This window comes from Gluconobacter sp. ESL1110 (genome assembly GCF_058107395.1).
Genome location: NZ_JBYLUK010000011.1, coordinates 1 through 18,990, shown reverse-complemented (window position 1 = coordinate 18,990; position 18,990 = coordinate 1). Strand labels below are relative to the sequence as shown.

General features: G+C 59.1%; 16 protein-coding genes. 7 read left to right on the top strand and 9 right to left on the bottom strand.

Annotation, left to right across the window (positions count from 1 at the left end):
- The first annotated feature begins 21 nt into the window (after window positions 1-21).
- Window positions 22-1,710, top strand: a complete 1,689-nt coding sequence (locus AC3B6F_RS13220) for a tetratricopeptide repeat protein (protein WP_489824714.1) — start codon at window positions 22-24, stop codon at window positions 1,708-1,710.
- Here AC3B6F_RS13220 and AC3B6F_RS13215 read toward each other — a convergent pair.
- From AC3B6F_RS13215 to AC3B6F_RS13200, 4 genes are all read right to left on the bottom strand, one after another.
- On the bottom strand, window positions 1,679-4,525 hold the full coding sequence (locus AC3B6F_RS13215; protein WP_489824713.1) for a [protein-PII] uridylyltransferase: 2,847 nt from the start codon (window positions 4,523-4,525) through the stop codon (window positions 1,679-1,681). The genes AC3B6F_RS13220 and AC3B6F_RS13215 overlap by 32 nt on opposite strands.
- The gene (gene mutS, locus AC3B6F_RS13210) at window positions 4,522-7,152 is read right to left on the bottom strand and encodes a DNA mismatch repair protein MutS (protein ID WP_489824712.1); all 2,631 of its coding nucleotides are present in this window, start codon (window positions 7,150-7,152) and stop codon (window positions 4,522-4,524) included. The genes AC3B6F_RS13215 and mutS overlap by 4 nt, the downstream gene beginning before the upstream one ends.
- 94 nt (window positions 7,153-7,246) lie before the next feature.
- Window positions 7,247-8,803: a murein biosynthesis integral membrane protein MurJ gene (gene murJ / locus AC3B6F_RS13205; RefSeq protein WP_489824711.1), complete on the bottom strand. Its 1,557-nt coding sequence runs from the start codon at window positions 8,801-8,803 to the stop codon at window positions 7,247-7,249.
- A gap of 64 nt (window positions 8,804-8,867) precedes the next feature.
- Window positions 8,868-9,104, bottom strand: a complete 237-nt coding sequence (locus AC3B6F_RS13200; protein WP_007282397.1) for a hypothetical protein — start codon at window positions 9,102-9,104, stop codon at window positions 8,868-8,870.
- A gap of 105 nt (window positions 9,105-9,209) precedes the next feature.
- On the opposite strand from AC3B6F_RS13200, the gene AC3B6F_RS13195 reads away from it, so the two are divergent.
- On the top strand, window positions 9,210-9,662 hold the full coding sequence (locus tag AC3B6F_RS13195; protein ID WP_489824710.1) for a DUF4112 domain-containing protein: 453 nt from the start codon (window positions 9,210-9,212) through the stop codon (window positions 9,660-9,662).
- On the opposite strand, the gene AC3B6F_RS13190 is transcribed toward AC3B6F_RS13195, so the two are convergent.
- Window positions 9,603-10,097 (bottom strand): glutathione peroxidase, encoded by a 495-nt coding sequence (locus AC3B6F_RS13190; RefSeq protein ID WP_010502768.1) that lies wholly within the window; start codon window positions 10,095-10,097, stop codon window positions 9,603-9,605. The two genes, AC3B6F_RS13195 and AC3B6F_RS13190, sit on opposite strands and share 60 nt — an antisense overlap.
- Window positions 10,098-10,249: 152 nt before the next feature.
- Between AC3B6F_RS13190 and AC3B6F_RS13185 the strand changes: the two genes are divergently transcribed.
- Window positions 10,250-11,431: a NupC/NupG family nucleoside CNT transporter gene (locus tag AC3B6F_RS13185; protein ID WP_489824974.1), complete on the top strand. Its 1,182-nt coding sequence runs from the start codon at window positions 10,250-10,252 to the stop codon at window positions 11,429-11,431.
- 235 nt (window positions 11,432-11,666) lie between these two features.
- Here AC3B6F_RS13185 and AC3B6F_RS13180 read toward each other — a convergent pair whose 3' ends face one another.
- The 3 genes from AC3B6F_RS13180 to tsaD are packed head-to-tail and all read right to left on the bottom strand — an operon-like array spanning window position 11,667 to window position 14,562.
- Entirely contained in the window at window positions 11,667-12,644 is a 978-nt protein-coding gene (locus AC3B6F_RS13180) for an NAD(P)H-dependent glycerol-3-phosphate dehydrogenase (RefSeq protein WP_489824709.1), read from the bottom strand.
- Window positions 12,641-13,465, bottom strand: a complete 825-nt coding sequence (locus AC3B6F_RS13175; RefSeq protein ID WP_489824708.1) for a 23S rRNA (adenine(2030)-N(6))-methyltransferase RlmJ — start codon at window positions 13,463-13,465, stop codon at window positions 12,641-12,643. Before AC3B6F_RS13175 ends, AC3B6F_RS13180 begins: the two co-directional genes overlap by 4 nt.
- A gap of 23 nt (window positions 13,466-13,488) precedes the next feature.
- Window positions 13,489-14,562, bottom strand: coding sequence for a tRNA (adenosine(37)-N6)-threonylcarbamoyltransferase complex transferase subunit TsaD (gene tsaD, locus AC3B6F_RS13170; RefSeq protein WP_489824707.1), 1,074 nt, complete (start codon window positions 14,560-14,562; stop codon window positions 13,489-13,491).
- A 34-nt stretch (window positions 14,563-14,596) separates the two neighbouring features.
- On the opposite strand from tsaD, the gene hemC reads away from it, so the two are divergent.
- Window positions 14,597-15,670, top strand: coding sequence for a hydroxymethylbilane synthase (hemC, locus tag AC3B6F_RS13165; RefSeq protein WP_489824706.1), 1,074 nt, complete (start codon window positions 14,597-14,599; stop codon window positions 15,668-15,670).
- Between the two features lie 2 nt (window positions 15,671-15,672).
- Window positions 15,673-16,338 carry a uroporphyrinogen-III synthase gene (locus AC3B6F_RS13160; RefSeq protein WP_489824705.1) on the top strand — a complete coding sequence of 222 codons (666 nt, stop codon included), beginning with the start codon at window positions 15,673-15,675 and terminating at the stop codon, window positions 16,336-16,338.
- Window positions 16,339-16,346: 8 nt separating this feature from the next.
- Here AC3B6F_RS13160 and secB read toward each other — a convergent pair whose 3' ends face one another.
- Window positions 16,347-16,871: a protein-export chaperone SecB gene (gene secB, locus AC3B6F_RS13155; protein WP_489824704.1), complete on the bottom strand. Its 525-nt coding sequence runs from the start codon at window positions 16,869-16,871 to the stop codon at window positions 16,347-16,349.
- Between the two features lie 181 nt (window positions 16,872-17,052).
- Here secB and AC3B6F_RS13150 point away from each other — a divergent pair, with 181 nt between their 5' ends.
- Together AC3B6F_RS13150 and mltA are read left to right on the top strand one after the other, a co-directional pair.
- Window positions 17,053-17,811: a Tim44/TimA family putative adaptor protein gene (locus tag AC3B6F_RS13150; RefSeq protein WP_489824703.1), complete on the top strand. Its 759-nt coding sequence runs from the start codon at window positions 17,053-17,055 to the stop codon at window positions 17,809-17,811.
- Window positions 17,812-17,826: 15 nt separating this feature from the next.
- A partial coding sequence (mltA, locus tag AC3B6F_RS13145) for a murein transglycosylase A (protein WP_489824702.1) occupies window positions 17,827-18,990 on the top strand: 1,164 nt, incomplete at its 3' end.

Sequence of the window (18,990 nt, the reverse complement as noted above, 5' to 3'; positions counted from 1 at the left end):
TTCCGGTTTGACGGAAACACGATGCGCAGCCTTTCTTCTGATCCCACCCGATATGCTTTTGAATGCTTTGCTCGGGGAGATCTGAGCGAAGCGGCGCGCTGGTTTCAGGATATTCTGACGTCTGATCCGACGCAGCCGGATGCTCTGCATGGTATGGCCTGTCTGGCACGTGCCAACGGCCGAAACGCTGTGGCGATTGCGCTATGTGGAAAGGCCCTTAAAGCGGCTGAGGGCCTCCCGCGATCCCGGCTGGCCCGTATTCATCTCACGCTGGGTCTGGCCTTAATGGCGGAAGGTCATTCGGAGCCTGCACGTGCTGCTCTTGTTGTGGCTCAAACGCTTCAGCCTTCTGATCCGCGTACGTCGGCGGCTCTTGGTGAGGCGTTGCTGCTTCTGGGGCGGCGAGACGAGGCGAAAGAGGCCTTTGGAGAAGCGGTCAAACTTGCTTCAGATGAGACGGATTATCTTACAAGGCTGGGGCAGATTTATCTTGAGGATGGTCAGGGGGATCAGGCTGTTATCTGCTTTGAAACAGTCACGCGCCGCTGTGCACAGGACGGACGGGCCTGGGCAAATCTCGGAGCCGTTCTGTTCGGGCTGGGGCAGTATGGAGAGGCGCGGGAAACTTTACTGCGGTCCTGTGAGCTGGGGCCGCGAACGGCGGAGACGCTGAATAATTTTGGTCTTGTTCTGATGGCGCTGGGAGATTTGCCACAGGCGCGATCCGTTCTCGAAGAGGCGCTGTCGCTTCGACCGGAGGATGGCCGTGTTGCCAACAGTCTGGGTACGGTTCTCATGGAAATGGATGAGGATACCGTAGCGGGAGCGCTTTTTAGTGCTGTTATGGAGCGTGAGAGCGGTTTTGACCGGGAGCAGGCGCGCTTTAACCATGCGACACTTCTTCTGGGGCAGGGCGTTTTTGCTCAGGGATGGAAGGAATTTGAAAGCCGCCATTCTTTGTTGGGGTATAGGCCGCAGGTTCCCGCCTGGGATGGTTCCTCCGGGGAAGAACCGATTGCGGTCACGGCGGAGCAGGGGCTGGGCGATAGCGTGCAGTTTTTGCGGTTTCTGAGGGAAGCTGCAAAGCGCCGTCCTTTGAGGCTTCAGTTCCCGGCTGCTGATCTTGTGTCTTTCATGCCTCAACTGGGGGCATCCCGAATTCTGGATCGCCAGGGCCCGGTAGAGAGCGAAGTCAGCCTTCTCAGCTTGCCGTTTGTTCTGGGTCTTCAGGGCGCACCAGACTCAGAATCTTATCTTGAAACAGGTTTGGACCCGGTACCGAAGACGATTGGTGTGTGTTGGGCGGGCAATCCATCATACCGCTTTGATTCGAGACGTTCGTTGAAGCCAGAGTGGCTGGACCCGTTGAGAGACGTTTCAGGCTTGAGATTCGTGTCTCTTCAGCGGGGAGAATGTCCGGACTGGATGGAAAAGGTCGATCTCTCGACTTTGCAGGCTCTGACACGTGCTGTCAGCCAATGCGAACTGGTGATCAGTGTTGATACATTGGTGGCGCATGTTGCGGGGGCGACAGGCCGTCCTCTCTGGATTCTCAATCGGCGAGGGGGAGACTGGCGCTGGAAAAATGTGCCTTGGTATCAGAATGTTCGACAGTTTCGGCCTGATGGCTTTCTGCCTGAGGACTGGCCACTCGTTATTGAACGAGTGGCCGAAGCCCTCAGAGTGTGGGAGCAGCAGCCGATTTCTTGACAGGGAGTGGTGTCAGTGAAGACAGCAGGGAGTCACGGATATGGGCTAGGCGAACTGGGTCCGTGATTTTCATGCCCAGAAGGTCGCGGACGTAGAAGACGTCCACAGCGCGCATCCCGTAAGTCGTAATATGGGCCGAGGAAATCTGGAGGGATTGCTGGCTCAGGGTACGCGTAATGTCATGGAGCAGGCCTGGTCTGTCACGGCCATTGATTTCAATGACGGTATGACGGTCTGAGGCTGTGTTATCCATGACCACCCGGGGCGGAACATGAATGGCGCGCATCCGGCGCGATGCGCCACGGTGGCGGGCTTCGGCAATTCCCTTTTCCAGATCCAGACGACCAGACAAAGCCTGCTCAACGAGATGATTCAGACGACCAAGCTGGTGCGGGTCTTCGAAAGAGCATCCATCTGCGTCCTGAACCCAGAACGTGTCCAGAGCCATACCGTCGCTGAGCGTGTGAATGCGGGCGTCCACGATGGAGGCTCCGGCAACGGCGAGGGCTCCGGCGATCTGTGAGAACAGGCCCGGATGATCAGCGCAGAGCACGGTCAGCTCCGTCACGCCACGGTCCGGAATGGGATAAGCTTCTACCGTAACGGGAGAGCGGTAGCGGTCCGAATCGTGGATCATGCGGGCGTGGCGCATGTGCGTGTCGGTATCAAAACCCAGCCAGTAGCTCGGATAGCCGAGAGACAGGAAGTGTTCGACGCTGCTCTCGGGCAGGAGAGGGGTCAGACCGTCGCGGGCAAGTTCGCGGGCATGGCTGACGCGTCCATCCTGTTCCGTAGCGGCCAGTCCGCCTTCCAGAACTTCGGCAACACGGGAAAACAGTTCGCGCAGCAGCGTTGCTTTCCAGGCGTTCCAGACTTTCGGGCTGACGGCGCGCATGTCCGCAATGGTCAGCAGAAGCAGGAGGCGTAGGCGTTCGGGAGATTGGATGGTGTCTGCGAGATCCAGAATGGTGCGTGGATCGTCGATGTCGCGTGTAAAGGCCGTTTGTGACAGCAGGAGATGGTGCAGGACCAGCCAGGAAACGGTGTCTGTTTCTTCCGGATCAAGTCCAAGCTGGGGGCAGATTTCCAAGGCCAGATCAGCCCCCAGTTCTGAATGGTCACCGCCACGGCCTTTGGCGATGTCATGCAGAAGAACGGCGACATACAGGGCACGACGGGAGCGCAGATCCTTGGCCAAGGCATAAGCCAGCGGAATTTCATCCGCCATGTGCCCCGCTTCGATTTGCCCCATCATGCGGACGGCCTCGATGATGTGCTCGTCCACCGTATAGATATGATAGCTGTCGAACTGCATTTGCCCGACAACGCGGGACCAGTCTGGCAGCAAACGTCCGAGCAGGCCTGTTTCGTTCAGGATCGGAAGCCAGAACGGAACATTTTTGGTCTCATCCGCACTGGGTTCACAGAGCAGGTTCAGGAAGATCTGAGCCGTTTCCGGATCATCCCGAAGTTCGACCGCATGACGTTCGTTGCGAATGAGTTGCTGGATGGCGAGGGGGTGAAGTTCCAGATCATGGCGACGGGCACAATCCAGCATGCGGAACATGTCACGCGGATTTTTCGCGAACGTCACAGGTTCGACAGGGCATAGACGCCCCGCAATGCGCTCGAAGCCTTCAGGTCCGGCCAGGGTTTCCGGCTGGGTGTCGCTGGCCTGATCCTGAAGGCGCATCAGGACGATGGGCTGAAGCACATGCGTCAGACGCATGACATCACGGGCCGTCAGGAAATAGTGGCGCATGAAGCGCTCGACGCCGCGCTGACGACCATGCGTCGCATAGCCCATGCGGCCACCGATGACGGGCTGAACATCGAAGGTCAGACGTTCCTCAGCACGGCCGGTGATGTAGTGAAGATGCAGGCGGACAGTCCAGAAAAAATCCCACGCGCGCCGGGCGCGGTGGGTTTCACGGTTGGTCAGGAGGCCAAAGGAAATGAAGGACGGTGTGGGCACAGCTTCTGCTGGGGCTGCCGTCTGGTCAACTGTCGTAATCGCGCAGCCAAGGGCGGCGCGGCCCATCCAGTTCAGGGTCTGGAGGTCTCTCAGGCCGCCACGACCTTCCTTGATGTTTGGCTCCACCATGTATGGATTGTCGCCAAAGCGGCGGTGCCGCAGTTCGCGTTCTTCAATCTTGCCGCGCACGAAATCGCACAGCGTATCGTTTTGAAGATCGGCACCAAGGGCGGAGCGCAGATCGCGGGCAAGAGTGCGATCTCCGTAGAGCGGGCGCAGATCCAGTAATGCGGTGCGGATTGTCAGGTCTTCAGCGACGTCTTTGATGCAGGCACTGATGGAACGCGTGGCATGTCCGACTCGCAGGCCGAGATCCCACAGAGCGTAGAGGATGAACTCGATTCGGGTTGTGAGAGCGGTGGAAGCGTCTTCCGGAATCAGGAAGAGAATATCGATGTCACTGAAAGGCGCGAGAAGGCCCGCACCATAACCGCCTGTTGCACAAAGACAGAGCGGTTCATCGGATGCGCCTTCCTGCTGGGCTGACAGGTCTGCCAGCGCGCAGACGACACTGTCTGCCTGAGCCGCAAGAGCGCGTGCGGCGGAAATCCCGGACATCTGGCGGGTTTCAAACCGCTGACGGATGGCTGCATGACCATTTCCGAGATGACGACGGAGGATGGAGAGAACATCTTCACGGGATGTCAGCCCCTTGGCTGCAGCATTCTGGAGGGCTGTTTGCAGCGACGGGGTCATGGCTTTGCGGTCAGACAGGGTCGTATCCGTATCGTCAGCGAAAGGGGAAGGATGACTTTCGCCCCAGAAACCCGCTTTTTTCAAGTCCTGTCTCCTGAGGCGAGGCGTTTAAGTTCATATAATGCCGCTAATGCTTCCCGGGGAGAGAGTTCATCGGGATTTAGCGTTGTGAGTGCTTCCAGGGCGGGCGACTGTGGCTCTGATGTCTCACTGGCCGGGTCTGGTGTGTCCGCCACGGCTTCAAATAATGGCAGGGAAGAGCGTGCTTCGGCCTGTTCACGTTCGAATGTTGCTAGCAGGCGCGAGGCACGATTGACGACCGACTGCGGGATGCCTGCAAGCTTGGCGACATGCAGCCCCCAGCTTTTCCGTGCCGATCCGGGGCGGACTTCATGCTGGAAGATGACTTCGCCGCGCCATTCCTTCACGGCCATGGTGTAAGGTGCGAGACGAGGAAGAAACTCCGTCAATGCACCGAGTTCATGGAAATGCGTGGCAAAGATTGTGCGGGAGCCGAGTTGCGTATGGAGCGCTTCAAGCGTGGCCCAGGCGATGGAAAGACCGTCCAGCGTGGCCGTGCCCCGACCAATTTCATCGACGACGACGAGGGATTTTGGTCCGGCCTGATTGAGAATGGCGGCGGTCTCGGTCATTTCAACCATGAAGGTCGAGCGGCCACGGGCGAGGTCGTCCGCGCCGCCGACGCGGGAAAATAGCCGATCCACGACGCCGATTTTGGCGCTCGTCGCGGGAACAGGTAGCCCTGCCTGCGCCATGATGACGGCTAGGGCTGTCTGACGGAGGAATGTCGATTTACCCGCCATGTTCGGGCCGGTGAGAAGCATGGCGCGATGTTCAGGCGGCAGTTTGCAGTCATTGGGAATGAAGCGTGCGTCTGCACTTCCTGATTCCGCCAGTGCGGCTTCTACAACGGGATGACGGCAGGCGATGAGTTCGAAATCGGTCCCGTCTGTGACGTCCGGGCGGCACCATGATCCGCCTTCGGACAGAAGCGCGCAGGAGCGCAGGACGTCTGCCAACGCCAGAAATTCGGCTACTTCGTCCAGAGCGGGGGTCTGGAGAATATGAGTGCAGAGCTCGGCAAAGAGGCGACGTTCTAGCGTGCTGGCGTTGTCGGCGGCTTCCAGAATGGCGCGGTCCAAAGCAGCGAGTTCTTCCGTTGAAAAACGGGCGAGGCTTGCTGTTCCCTGCCGGAAGGACAGTTCGGGCCGATCCTTCAGTTTCGTACCGGCAGCGGACGGCACCTCAATCACATAGCCGAGCTGGGCATGGTGGCGGATCTTCAGATTGCCGATGCCGTATTCTTCTGACAGTCGCCCCTGAAGGGCTGCGACAATACGCCGGCTCTCGTCCCGGAGCGTGCGATAACGATCCAGTTCTTCATTAAATCCGGCAGCAATGAACCCGCCATCTTCAATACGGGCCGGAAGATCTTCGGCAACAGCAGCTTTCAGGCGATCGAGCAGGGTGTCTGCCCTGCCGTACAATCCGGCTGTCAGGGTACGGATCAGCGTTGGGGTCAGGGCGTCACAGACGGGTTGCAACAGGCCGGTGAGATCGTCTGCGGCGATCAGCGTGTTCCGAATGGCGGCAAGGTCACGGGGCTGCCCGCGCCCGGCAGACAGGCGCCCAAGGGCACGTGCTGGGTCGGGGGTGCGTTTGAGGATGTCACCCAGCGATCCCACGAGGCCCGGCACGGATTGAAGCCAAAGCCAGGCGTTCTGTCTGTCGGTGATCTGTTGGGCGTTGGTAAGCGGTGAGGACAGCCATTGTGAAAGAAGGCGTGAGCCGGCGGCTGTAGCCGTGCGGGAGACGACGCCAAAGAGACTGTACTTCGTTTCGCCATCGCGGGTGCGGAGAATGTCGAGGCTGGCGCGGGTGGCCGGGTCGATTCCCAGAACGCCACTGATACCCTGCGGAATGGGGCGGGACAGGCGTGGAAGTGCACCCGCCTGACTGCGCTGGACGTAATTCAGAGCCATGGCACAGGCGATGGCCTGTTCGTCCGGGAAGTCTCCCAGCGCATCAAGCTGGGCGACGCCATAGGCGCGGGCGATCAGAGTGCGGGCACTATCTATGGTCGGCGGGACGGCAACCGGCGCCAGACGGCTCGCATGGTCAGAGGGAATGAGTTCCGGATCGGACAGAACTTCCGCTGCATCGAGCCGGGCCATGAGTTCTGGCAATGCGGCTTCGGGAACGGATGTTGTTTCGAAAGCCCCAGTGGAAATGTCGATCCAGGCGGCACCGATCATACCGGACCGACGATTTCCGGAGCGGGCAATGGCCAGTAGAAGATTGGCCCGTCCGGCTTCCAGCAGTTCGTCTTCGGTCAGGGTGCCGGGGGTGACGACACGGACGATGGCGCGAGGCAGCGGGCCTTTCTGGCCTTTTTGCGGAGTCTGCGTCTGCTCTGCGACGGCGACGCGGAAGCCGCGGCGGATCAGGCGGGAGAGATAGGCTGGCGCGGCGGCGACGGGCACACCGCACATCGGAATCGGCTCGCCATTGTGGTTGCCACGGGCTGTCAGAGCGATATCGAGCGCTATGGCTGCTGCCTGTGCGTCCCCGAAGAACAACTCGTAGAAATCCCCCATTCGGAAGAACAGCAGGGCATCCGGCTCCTGATGCTTCAGGTCAAACCACTGGGCCATGGAGGGCGTGGCATTCGCAGCAGAAGGCAGGGGCATGAACGTGCCGATGGGTCCAGTCTCCGGTAGTGAAAGGGGAGGGGCGGGAAACTACCCTGTCCCTGCCGGTGTGTGAACCGGCAGGATGACTCTCTCAGCGAGTGCGGCGTCGGGCGATGCGCGTTTGCAACGCCGCGGCTACGTCCCGAAGCTGCACGACCTTCAGGGCGTCGAGGGAAATGGCATAAACCATGCCACCAAAAACGATCAGTGCGCCAAGCATGCCCAGACGCCAGACACCGTGCCAGTTGGGCAGATCGGGAGCGACGAATTTCTGGGCGGCGGCAACCCACAGACCCATCATGATGGCCGCTCCAACGATACGTGTGACGCGACTTTTCAGGCGAGGATCGGGTTTGAAAACGTCACGACGACGAAGAAGGACGGCCAGAATGGCGACGTTGACGAGTGCGGCGATCGTGCTGGCCAGCGGAGGGCCGACATGGGCGAGCGGTTTGTAAAGTGCCAGATTGAGAACAAGGTTCAGGGCAAGTGTGAAGAAGCCGATGCGGACTGGCGTACTGGTGTCGCCTTCTGCAAAGAAGCCCGGTGAAAAGACCTTGATGAGCACGAAGGCAGGCAGGCCAAGCGCATAGGCACGGAGCGACTGAGCGGATTTCATGGCGTCTGCGACCGTGAAATGTCCGTAGCTGAAGAGGCCAGCCATGATGGATGGTGCAAGCGCAATCAGCCCGACGGTGGCGGGCAGCGTCAGGAGGAGCGCGTAATCAAGGGCCCGGTTCAGGCTGGTGTGAAGGGAAACACGATCCTTGTTGGCGACATGACGGGTCAGAAGCGGCAAGAGCGTTGTGCCAGCCGCAGCGCCCAGAACGCCGAGAGGAAGCTGGTTGATTCGGTCTGCGAAGTACAGGATGGAGGGGGAACCTACCGGGAGACGGGTAGAAATGATGGTGTCTACCATCAGGTTCATCTGGGTCACGCCAGACCCGACAAGGCCCGGCCCCATGCGGCGCAGCAGGGCGCGGATGTCCTGTGAAAAACTCGGGCGGATCAGGTGTGGAGCAACTCCGGCACGATGAGCTGCCCAGTAGAGCGCGCCAAGCTGCACAATGCCGGAAATCGTCACGCCCCAGGCGCTTGTGAAGGCAACATTGTGCCAGACATACGCACCCAGGAAGATGGCGGCGATGCCGATGATGTTGAAACTCAGATAGGCAGCGGAAGCAGCACCGAATTTTCCAAGACCATTCAGTACGCCGGACACAAGAGCCGCCGCACAGATCATAATCATATAAGGGAAGGTGATCTGCGTCAGTGTCAGGGCCAGTGCGAAACGTTCGCCCTGAAAGCCGGGAGCCAGAATTGAAATGATGAACGGCATGAACAGTTCGCAGAGAACCGTCAGAATCACGAGCCATGCGATAAGGGCCGAAAGGGCTTGTCCCGCGAAACGCAGGGCAGCCGTTCGGCCTTCTGTTTCATATTTCGCTGTGAACATTGGCACGAAGGCCGCGTTGAACGCGCCTTCACCGAAAAGGCGTCTGAACATGTTGGGTAGACGCAGGGAGACCAGATAGGCGTCCTGAACCGGGCCTGCACCCAGGAACGCTGCGAGAAGCTGGTCACGGATCAGGCCCAGAACACGCGAAAGCATGGTCCAGCTGCCAACGGTCAGGAAATTGCGAAGCATTTCCCGTCTCTAGCCTATCCCGTCAGCGGGTAACATATCCTCCCGAGGGCAGGAGGAACGATTTTTATCGCAGAACGGTTTCCCGGGCGTACAACTTCTCGGAAGGGCGCGTCATGCTCGGACGAACAGCGGCCAGCCCGATGCAGAGCAGGACAATTTCCAGAGTTAGCATGACACTGGCCCAGAAGATGCCGGGAAGGCCCAGAAAGCTTGAGACGTGATGGGCAACAGACGGCGTGAGCGCCCCGAGAGCGGCGACGACCAGCAGCGGCAGAATAGGGCGCAGAACAGACACCGTCATGACAAGCCTCCTGTCATATTGCTGTCATGAAGCTGGTGTTTTTGAGTGCATGGCGTCAAGGAAAAAGACGCAACTTCCGATCCCGTTGCTGTGTTGTTTTGTATCATGACCAAAACTTTGTTCACTACGTCTCCCTCCAGCACCGAAGACCTCATGCAGAGGCTGGAGAAGCTGAGGCGTCTTGCCTGGATTTTGAATGCTGCGGTGCGCATTCCCGGTCTGCGCCTGCGGGCGGGTGCAGATACGATTCTGGGTCTTGTTCCGGGTGGGCTCGCGTTCGGAACGCTTCTTTCACTTTACATCGTGTGGGAAGGCCATCGGATGGGCGTTGGAAGGCGCATTGTTCGCAAGATGCTGCTGAATGTCGGAATTGAAGCGGCTGTTGGTGTGGTGCCACTTCTTGGAGATGTGTTTGATACTGTCTTCAAGGCTGATCTCCGGAATGTTGCGCTGATTGAAGAGGTTCTTGCGCTGACGACATTCCGGAATAATGCGGGATCAGTGATCGAGAAGAATCCGGCGGACGGACTCTTCTACCCGTCCCGAAGTCGGTTTTGACAGCGGCGTGAACCAGCGGGTGAGATTACCGTCACGGCCGATCAGGTATTTGTAGAAATTCCAGCGTGGGCGCGAAAGGAAGCCGCCCTCCTGACGAAGCCACTGGAAAAGGGGAATGGCTTCTGGCCCTTTCACATGAGCCTTTGCGGCCATGGGGAAAGTCACGCCATAATTCCGATAGCAGAATGTTTTGATTTCTTCTGCTGATCCTGGTTCCTGCTCGCCAAAATCATTTGACGGGACGCCAAGAACCATCAGTCCATCAGGTTTGTCTCGCCCGTAGAGAGACCAGAGATGTTGCAGGTCTTCATATTGAGGCGTGAAACCACATTTTGATGCCGTATTGACCACCAGAAGTGGGCGGCCACGATAGGCGGAGAGGTCGATGGTTTCACCTGACAGGCCCGGCAGGTGGAAGTCATAGGCGCAGGACATGGATTTCTCCCTCTCGTTTTGAATGAGTGTAATGGCATAACGCGTCGGACGCGAGAGGAGGGCTGGACACGGCGCTGTCATGCAGACAGGTTGGGAACCGTTCTGTCTCTGAAAGGGAGCTTCTGTTCGTGATCCTGCGCGTCCTGATCGGCATGGCCGGTCTTCTTTGTCTTGGCGCGCTGTTTTCTACGAACCGTCGGGCAATCGACTGGGCTTTCGTTCTGCGGGCACTCGCTTTGCAGGTTGCCATTGCTGCCGTGATCCTCTGGGTTCCGATGGGCGCGCATCTCCTGCATTTGGTGTCTGATGGTATTACAAAAGTGCTGTCTTACGGCGACCAGGGAAGCGCTTTTCTGTTTGGTGGGCTCGTTGGGCCCAGAATGGCGAATGTGCTGGGCAATGGTGGCTTTGTTTTTGCCCTGAAAGTTCTGCCTGAAATCGTTTATGTCGCGGCCCTTCTGGCGCTGTTGCAGCACTGGGGCGTTCTCCAGTTTTTGTCCCGACTGATCGGTCGGGGTCTTGCCAAGATTTTGCGAACCACCCGGATTGAATCTTTCTCCGCAGTTCTGACGATTTTTCTCGGGCAAAGCGAAATGCCCATCGTGCTTCAGAGTTGTCTGGCTGGATTGTCGATGGGAGAACTGGCGACCGTTCTGTGTAGCGGGACGTCCTCTATCGCGGGGTCCGTACTGGCCGGGTATGCGTCTCTGGGTGTGCCGATGGAGAACCTGCTTGCAGCGTCTGCCATGGCTATTCCGGGTGGTTTGCTGTTTTCCCGGGTGCTGTTCCCCGGTCCGCGGCATGCCAGCACGGAAATTGCCGGGGCGGATCATGGCCATCACAGCATGTTCGAAGCTTTGGCCGAAGGCGCGATGAACGGGGCCAGAATTGCCGTTGCCGTTGGGGCGGTTCTCATTGCGTTTGTGGGCATTATTGCGCTGACGGATGGGCTTCTCGCTATGGTCGGACTGTCTCTGTCCCGCATTCTGGGAATGGTTTTCGCGCCTTTCGCATGGCTGATCGGGGTGCCTTGGGCGGAATGCAATGTCGCGGGTGGCCTGTTGGGTCAGAAAATCGCGTTCAATGAGTTTGTGGCTTATGTGAACCTGTCGCCGATGATTCAGGCGCATGCTCTGTCTCACAGAACCATTACGATCCTGTCTTTTGCGCTGTGTGGGTTTGCTAATATTTCCACGATTGGAATTCTGATCGGCGCGTTCGGGAGCGCGGAACCACGTCGGCGGACGGATGTAGCGAAGCTGGCTGTCCGGGCAGTTGTGGCTGGAACGCTGTCCAACGCGATGAGTGCTGTTATCGCTGGACTGTTCGTCTGACGCGGCTTCGGAGACGGGCGTCAGGGCTTTGGCGACGTTCTTTTAAAAACGAGCATTGCCCATAGGGAAGATATGGCGATCCCGACCCATTCCCAGAAGTGAAAGCTGTTGAAGATGTTCTCTTGGGTCGTGAAGAATTTCGGTAGGTTGACGCTTATCCCGAGTAGGGAAAAAATGAGCATCGTCAGAAAAGATTGCTACGAGAGCTTCATATTTGTCGTTTCAATATAATGAGCTACTCAACTGTTGGTGGACGATCCAGCAGCAGGGATCGGGCCTCGTCGATCGTCAGCTTCTCTGACAGCAGATGCGTCACGGTTTCGATGATGGGCACCTGAACATTCAGGCTTCGTGCCAAAGCCACGAGTGCCGGAGCTGTCAGAACACCCTCAGCCACGGTTGTGCGGGAGGCAAGGATGTCCGTTAGTGAGCGTCCTTCCCCAAGTTCGATGCCCAGGCTGTAGTTTCTTGACCCACGGCCAGTGCAGGTCAGGATCAGGTCTCCAACGCCGGAGAGGCCTGCGAGGGTGGATGCCCGACCGCCGAGCGCTTCCGCCAGACGGGCGATCTCTGCCACAGCGCGTGTAATGAGGGCGGCGCGTCCATTCTCACCAAGCCCCGCGCCGATGACGATGCCCGCACCGATTGCCACAACGTTTTTTGCGGCTCCAGCAAGCTGTACACCCGCAATATCCTGGCTGGCATAGAGGCGGAATGATGAGGAATTAAGCTGACTGGCCAGATGCTGGGCAAGCGACAGATCCGCACTGGCGAGCGTTGCGGCAGCGGGCAGGCCTTGGGCGACTTCAATGGCGAAATTCGGGCCGGAAAGGACGGCTGTTGGCCGACCGGGCATGGTCTCGGCGAGAACATCGAGGGGGAGAAGGGATGTGTCCTGTTCCAGTCCTTTGCAACAGGTGATGACGGGGATTCCGGGCGCTAAAGATTGCTCCAGTGAGGTCGAGACCTGACGAGCAGTTTGAACAGGGACGACCAGAAGGACCAGATCGGCCTGTGTGGGAAATTCTCCCGTGACGTGCACTGTATCGGGCAGGCGGATACCTGGCAGGCGAGGGAGTTCCCGAACATCGGGGGCAACAGGCGAACGCATCCAAAGCGTCACACGGGCTCCCGTTCGTGCTGCGGCGCAGGCGAGAGCCGTTCCCCAGGCGCCTGCTCCGATGACGGCGATATGGCGGCCCGTCATGCTCATTCTTCGGCCAGTCGTTCGATATGCACCTGCATGTCTTCCCGATCCTCTGTAGCCAGTCCGGTTTTCATAGCCTCCAGAATTGTGCGGGCCTCGTTCTCAAACCCATATGGGGCGTTCACGACCAGCATTCCACATCCATTCAGGCGGGAGGGGTCGAGGGCGGGGCGTAGCAGGAATTCACAGGCGATAATGTCCCGGATGCCAGCATCGGTCAGGGCATTGTAGAAGGCGCGGACAGGTGTGCGATGTTTGATCGGGTACCAGACAGCCACGATCCCAGCGCGGAAGCGATTGCGGATAAGTGAAACGGCCTGCGCGCATTGCTGGAAATCATCCAGCTTTTCAAAGGGCGGATCAATCAGGACCAGACCGCGCTTCAAATGCTTCGGTGGCAGGAGTGCGCGTAGGGCCTCGTAGCCATTGCGATGATGGATGGAGACCTGTGGGTCATCCCGAAACAAGCGACGCAACGGGCGGACGTCTTCCGGATGGAGTTCGCAGGCGATGAGTTCATCCTGCGGGCGCAGGGCGTGGCGCGTGAAAGCCGGCGAACCGGGATAGAGCCCGAGATCCCGTACGGCTGCCAGGTACTCCTGAAGCGCAGGGTCTTCCGAATCTTCCAGGAGGCCGATCCCCGTTTTCCACTCGCCGGTTTTCTGGGCTTCCTCGGAAGAGAGGTCGTATTGTCCGCAGCCGGCATGTGTGTCCAGAACGCAGAACCCGGCCGGTTTGCGGGCAAGGGCTTTCAGAAGGACCAGAAGGATCGCGTGTTTGACGCAGTCCGCGAAGTTTCCCGCGTGGTAGGCGTGGCGGTAGTTCAAGGGTTCTGTATTCCGGCTTGGGGTCAGGACAATGCGGTGGCGGGCTGGCGTTCCGAAAGAGGCCAGCGGGGACGTGCGGCGACGTCGATTTCGTGTGGCTGTTCGCCTGCATGCAGACGTTCCAGGGCGGCCCAGCCGATCATGACGGCGTTATCCGTGCAGAGGCGTAGGGGCGGCGCGATGAAAGGGATACCATGACGTTCGGCAACAGCTTCGAGCGCGCTGCGTAGCGTGCGGTTCGCCGCGACCCCTCCGGCCACGACAAGGGCCGTGGAATGGGGAGCCATGGCAAGCGCGTGTTCCGCACGATCTGCCATGACGTCGGCAACGGCGCGCTGAAAGGATGCGGCAACATCAGCGGCGAACTGGCGGGGGAGCGCGCCGAACCCTTGTGGTTCGATAAGGCGGCTTACGGCGGTTTTCAGACCAGAGAACGAGAAGTCGCATCCCTCGCGTCCTTTGAGCGGACGGGGCAGGGCGAAGGCATCATCCCGGCCTTCTGCGGCGAGTTTTTCAAGAGCGGGTCCGCCGGGCCAGCCGAGGCCGAGCATCTTGGCAACCTTGTCGAAAGCTTCACCGGCGGCGTCGTCGATGGTGCCTCCGAGGCGGGTATAGTGCCCGGCTTTCTCAACAGAGATGCACTGGCAATGGCCGCCAGAGACCAGCATCGTCAGAAAGGGGAACTGAAGGTTAGCGTCAAGCGCGGGTAGTCGCGCCGTCAGGACATGGCCTTCGATGTGATTGACTGCAATGAAGGGCCGCCCGAGGGCAAGAGCCAGCCCTTTTGCATAGGAACTGCCGACAATCAGGCCACCGATCAGGCCGGGACCTGTCGTTCCTGCAAAGGTATCGATGTCAGTCAGCGTTAGAGATGCTTTGGTGAGAACGGACTGGACCAGTGCGGGCAGGGCATCCAGATGCGCACGGGCTGCAATTTCGGGAACAACGCCGCCCAGAATGGCATGATCATTCTGGGAAAGGACGCCTTCGGCCAGAATGGTGCCGTCATAGGCAAGAATGGCGCAGGCAGTATCATCACAGGACGTTTCGATCGCCAGAAGCGGGCGCAATGCAGCAGGGTCGGACATGCCATGCATTATGACCGAGTCTCTCTCATCATGACAGCCCCGCGTGAATGAGCTAAAGCTGCCGTCCATGAATGCTTCCGTCCTGTCTTCCGACGCCCTCCAAAAGGTCGCGGCGGAAGCCGTCCGCCGATCTCATGCCGCCAGCCCCTCCGGTCAGCGCAAACTCCCGCTCAGAGTTGGCTCACGCGCCTCTCCGCTGGCGCTCTGGCAGACACGGACGTTTCTGACCCGCCTGACGCGATTTTGCCCTGTCCTCCGAGACATGGGAGCGTTTCAGGAGCATCAGATCAGCACTGAGGGCGACCGTAATCTTACGCAGCGCTTGGCTGAAATTGGTGGCAAAGGCCTGTTCGCCAAGGAAATTCACGAAGCACTTGTGGCTGGACGGATTGATTTTGCGGTTCACAGTCTCAAGGATCTTGAAACAAATCTGCCTCCCGGTCTGGTTCTGGCCTGCACGCTGAAGCGGGAAGATGCGCGGGATGCGATTATTCTGCGTGATCGGACGGTCAGGGTTGATCCAGCTGATCCGTATGCGTGCTTGCCAGAAGGTGCTCTGATTGGCTGTGCGTCTGTGCGTCGTCAGGCTCAGATGCTGAGTCGCCGCCCTGATCTGCGGTTCGGATTGCTGCGTGGCAATGTTCAGACTCGCCTGGACAAGCTTCAGGCTGGCGCTTGTGATGCTACGCTTCTGGCACTTGCTGGTTTGCGCCGTCTCGGGATGGAAGACCGCGTTGATATCGTGCTGGAGCCGGATCAGATGCTGCCTGCCGCCGGGCAGGGCATTGTGGGTGTGACGGTGCGTGAGAGCGATACGGAACTGCGTGAGTTGCTGTCCGCGATCGAAGATCCGGAAGCCCGGGCTGTTTCGACGGCGGAGCGCGCGCTTCTGGCTGAGCTTGATGGCTCTTGCCGGACACCAATTGGCGGTTATGCCCGCATCGAAAATGGCGTTCTGAAGCTGACCGGTATGATTGCCAGTGAAGATGGAACATTCCTGATTCGCCGTGAAATTGCTGGCGCACCGTTGGAGGCCGCCCGCATGGGTACGGAACTGGCGGAGGAACTGCGCCGGGATACGCCTGCTGCCATTTTCGCTGAGATGATCCGCGCCTGACCATGAAGCGGCAGGCCGTTCTTGTAACGCGTCCTGAACCGGGTCTGACGGGCACGCTGGAGGACGTCCGGCGCCTTGGGTGGAACGCGATCGCCTGTCCAATGCTGGATGTTCGGGCTTATGCGCCTATAGCGGTGCGGGAATGTGTTGCTGTCGCTATTACCAGTGCGAATGCTCTGGTCGCGCTGCAGGACTGGCCGCGCGATCAGCGTATTGTCGCTGTGGGCTCAAGTACCGCTGCTCGTGCTCGCGATATGGGATTTCAATGGGTCGAGGCGGCCGATGGTGATGCGCGTTCTCTCGCTGCGTATTGCCATAGCCATAATCTGATCGGTCCCTCACTCCTGCTGGCTTGCGGCGAAGGCTACGGGCTGGATCTTGCAGAAGAACTGAATGCATCCCGGGTGAGCGTTTATGGCGTGACCAAAAATGTCAGGCTTACGGATGTCGCGCGGGAGGCCCTGTTGAGGCATCAAGTCGAGGCTGTTGTCTTTTATTCGGGGAAAACAGCAGACGCCTTCATGGAGGCGCTGGATGAACAGGACGGGAAAAGCCTGTCCGGGGTAAGGGCGCTCTGTCTGTCAGAGGCCATCGCTGCACGCCTGACCGAAAAGGACTGGCGTGCAGTGGAGTGGCCCGATCCGCTGGAACGGCTCGGGCCTTACTGATCGGAAGATCAGGCTTCGCCAGCTGGCTCCGGGAACTGCTGGGCGCGCTTGGCCTGCCACAGGGCCACGAAGTCGATCGGCTGCAGGACCACCGGGGGGAAGCCGCCGTCACGGGTGACGTCGCTGATGATGGAGCGCACATACGGGAAGATCAGGCGCGGGACTTCAACCAGAAGAATTGGCTCAACCAGTTCCTGCGGGGCGTTGCCCAGCGTCACGATAGCGGCGTAGGTCAGTTCAGCGATGAACACCGTACGGCCAGCCTTGCCACCTTCTTCTGCTGCGGGTTCAGCAGCTTCGGCGCGGACGGCCAGAGCCACTTCATAAACCGGCTGCTCTTCTTCGAGGCGGTTTGCCTGAACGTCGATGTTGACGGAAATCTGCGGTGCAGTGCGGAGCGTTGCGAAAATGGAAGCGCCAGCCGGGACTTCGAAGGACAGGTCCTTCGTGTACTGCAGGTTAACAGCAAGCGGCATCTGCGGCGGAGCGCCGTCAAGATTTTGCGTGGCGTTGTCGTTGATGGTCTCGGACATAAAACGGTCTCCCGATCCGCGAGGCGGATAGCAATGGAACGATTGCGATACAGTGGCGGTAGCATGATGTGTCATGCACGCCAAGACAGGCTTCCTGCATGCATGAGGTTGAGATTGGGCCGCGGTCGCCCTATCTGTAAGAGAATAGAAACCTTAACGATCTGCGTGAAACATAACCTTCATGTCTTCTGACGACATTCATCTCCCGTCCGCCCTGATCGGTCATACTGGCCACGACTTCCCATGGGACATCGTGGTGCTGGCCGTTCTGGCGGTTGCGTTGGGTTTCCGACTTTATCGCGTGCTGGGACGTCGTATCGGGATGCAGGGCGTTCGTCAGGCACGCCCCCCGGTGTTCTCGGGCGCGGCAGGACAGGCTCAGACGCGCCAGACGCCGCCGCCTCTTCCAGCCGCTGCCGGACAGGGGCAAGCCGAGCCTGCAGTTCAGGTCGATTATGACATTCCCGCACCAGCCACGCGTGTGGGGGGTATTCTGGGGCAGATGACGCAGCTTGATGGCAGTTTCACGCCGCAGGGCTTCCTGAAAGACGCCGAGACTATTTTCCGACAGGTGGTTCCTGCTTTCGCTGCGGGAGACCGGGCGGCACTGTCAGGTCTGATGACACCGCAGACAGAAGAGGCATTTCTGGCTGCCATTAACGCCCGAGCGGAAGCTGGTGAGACGCAGCGTAGTGATCTTCGTGGCATCGATAGCATGGCTATTCTGGATGCGATGCTTGTTGCCGGGAACGCCAATACGCAGACCGGTCGAATCGAAGTACGGATTGTGTCGCGTCAGGTGAACATGTTGACGGATCGTCAGGGCGAGCCAGTACAGGGCACGGATGCCGTGACCGAGTTCCATGATCTGTGGTTGTTCGAACGCGAGTTTGGAGCCTCTGGAACACAATGGCGTCTGGCGGCATCCTGCCCGGCCTGATTATATACGCGCATCATGAAAAAACTGCTGACACTGGCTGCGCTTGCCTTCGTGGCGGGCTGCGCCACACAGAATGAGACGTTCGCTCCCCTTTCCCTGACAGCGACCAGCTTTGATGCCCTTGCAGGCTGGAACAGGGAGGATTTTTCCTCTCTCCTGCCCGTTCTGCGGCAGAACTGTCATCGGGTCATGCAGCTTTCGCCAGAAACCCCTTTGGGGGGCGCGGACGAACTGCCCTATGGCCGGGAAGCGGGGAACTGGTCTGCAGCCTGTGCGGCTCTTGAGACCACGACGGATGCCCGGAGCTATGTTCAGACATGGTTCCAGCCTTATGCTGTTGATGGAAACGCCTTCTACACAGGCTATTTCGAACCACAGATTGAAGCCTCTCTGACACGCGGTGGCCCTTATCAAACCCCGGTTTACGGGCGGCCCAAAGATCTTGTTCGGACCAAGGCTACCAATGGTCAGATGGTGACGGGGCGCTGGGAAAACGGTCAGTTCAAGCCTTACTACGATCGTGCCCAGATTGATCAGGGCGCGCTGGACGGGCAGGGGTTGGAAATTGCCTGGCTGAAAAGTCCGGTGGACCTGTTCTTCCTGCAAATTCAGGGATCGGGTCGATTAATTCTTCCTGATGGTTCCCAGATCCGCATGAGTTACGACGGGAAGAACGGTCAGCCTTATGTGCCGCTGGGCCGGGTGCTGGTTCAGGATAACGAATTGGCGTCCTCGGCCGTCAGCATGGACAGCATCCGCGGCTGGCTGGAAGCGCATCCGGATCGCATGATGGCAATGATGGAGCGTAATCCGAATTACGTTTTTTTCCGTCGTGATGATGGAAGTCTGGCACAGGGCGCAACCGGTGCATTTGGCGTGCCGCTGACGGCTGGTCGGTCTGTCGCTGTTGATCGGTCTGTTATTCCGTTCGCGACCCCGCTCTGGATCGAGACAAAACTGCCGGATGCCAAAGGTCAGCCTGCGCCATGGCAGCATCTGGTCTTTGCACAGGATATCGGGACGGACATCAAAGGCGCAGGGCGGGCCGATCTGTTCACCGGATGGGGCGCTTTTGCCCAGTATGTGGCCGGTAATTTGCATGAAGGGGGCAGGATGGTTGTTCTGCTGCCACGTCCTCCTGCGGATTCCTCCGCCCATGATCCGAAGCCGCAGAATGCG

Coding starts and splice junctions, on each gene's coding strand:
- AC3B6F_RS13220 (WP_489824714.1), top strand. CDS start 22: ATGCGCAGCCTTTCTTCTGATCCCACCCGATATGCTTTTGAATGCTTT.
- AC3B6F_RS13195 (WP_489824710.1), top strand. CDS start 9,210: ATGACCAAAACTTTGTTCACTACGTCTCCCTCCAGCACCGAAGACCTC.
- AC3B6F_RS13185 (WP_489824974.1), top strand. CDS start 10,250: ATGGCCGGTCTTCTTTGTCTTGGCGCGCTGTTTTCTACGAACCGTCGG.
- secB (WP_489824704.1), bottom strand. CDS start 16,871: ATGTCCGAGACCATCAACGACAACGCCACGCAAAATCTTGACGGCGCT.
- AC3B6F_RS13180 (WP_489824709.1), bottom strand. CDS start 12,644: ATGAGCATGACGGGCCGCCATATCGCCGTCATCGGAGCAGGCGCCTGG.
- tsaD (WP_489824707.1), bottom strand. CDS start 14,562: ATGCATGGCATGTCCGACCCTGCTGCATTGCGCCCGCTTCTGGCGATC.
- AC3B6F_RS13150 (WP_489824703.1), top strand. CDS start 17,053: ATGTCTTCTGACGACATTCATCTCCCGTCCGCCCTGATCGGTCATACT.
- AC3B6F_RS13190 (WP_010502768.1), bottom strand. CDS start 10,097: ATGTCCTGCGCCTATGACTTCCACCTGCCGGGCCTGTCAGGTGAAACC.
- AC3B6F_RS13160 (WP_489824705.1), top strand. CDS start 15,673: ATGAAGCGGCAGGCCGTTCTTGTAACGCGTCCTGAACCGGGTCTGACG.
- mutS (WP_489824712.1), bottom strand. CDS start 7,152: ATGCCCCTGCCTTCTGCTGCGAATGCCACGCCCTCCATGGCCCAGTGG.
- AC3B6F_RS13200 (WP_007282397.1), bottom strand. CDS start 9,104: ATGACGGTGTCTGTTCTGCGCCCTATTCTGCCGCTGCTGGTCGTCGCC.
- murJ (WP_489824711.1), bottom strand. CDS start 8,803: ATGCTTCGCAATTTCCTGACCGTTGGCAGCTGGACCATGCTTTCGCGT.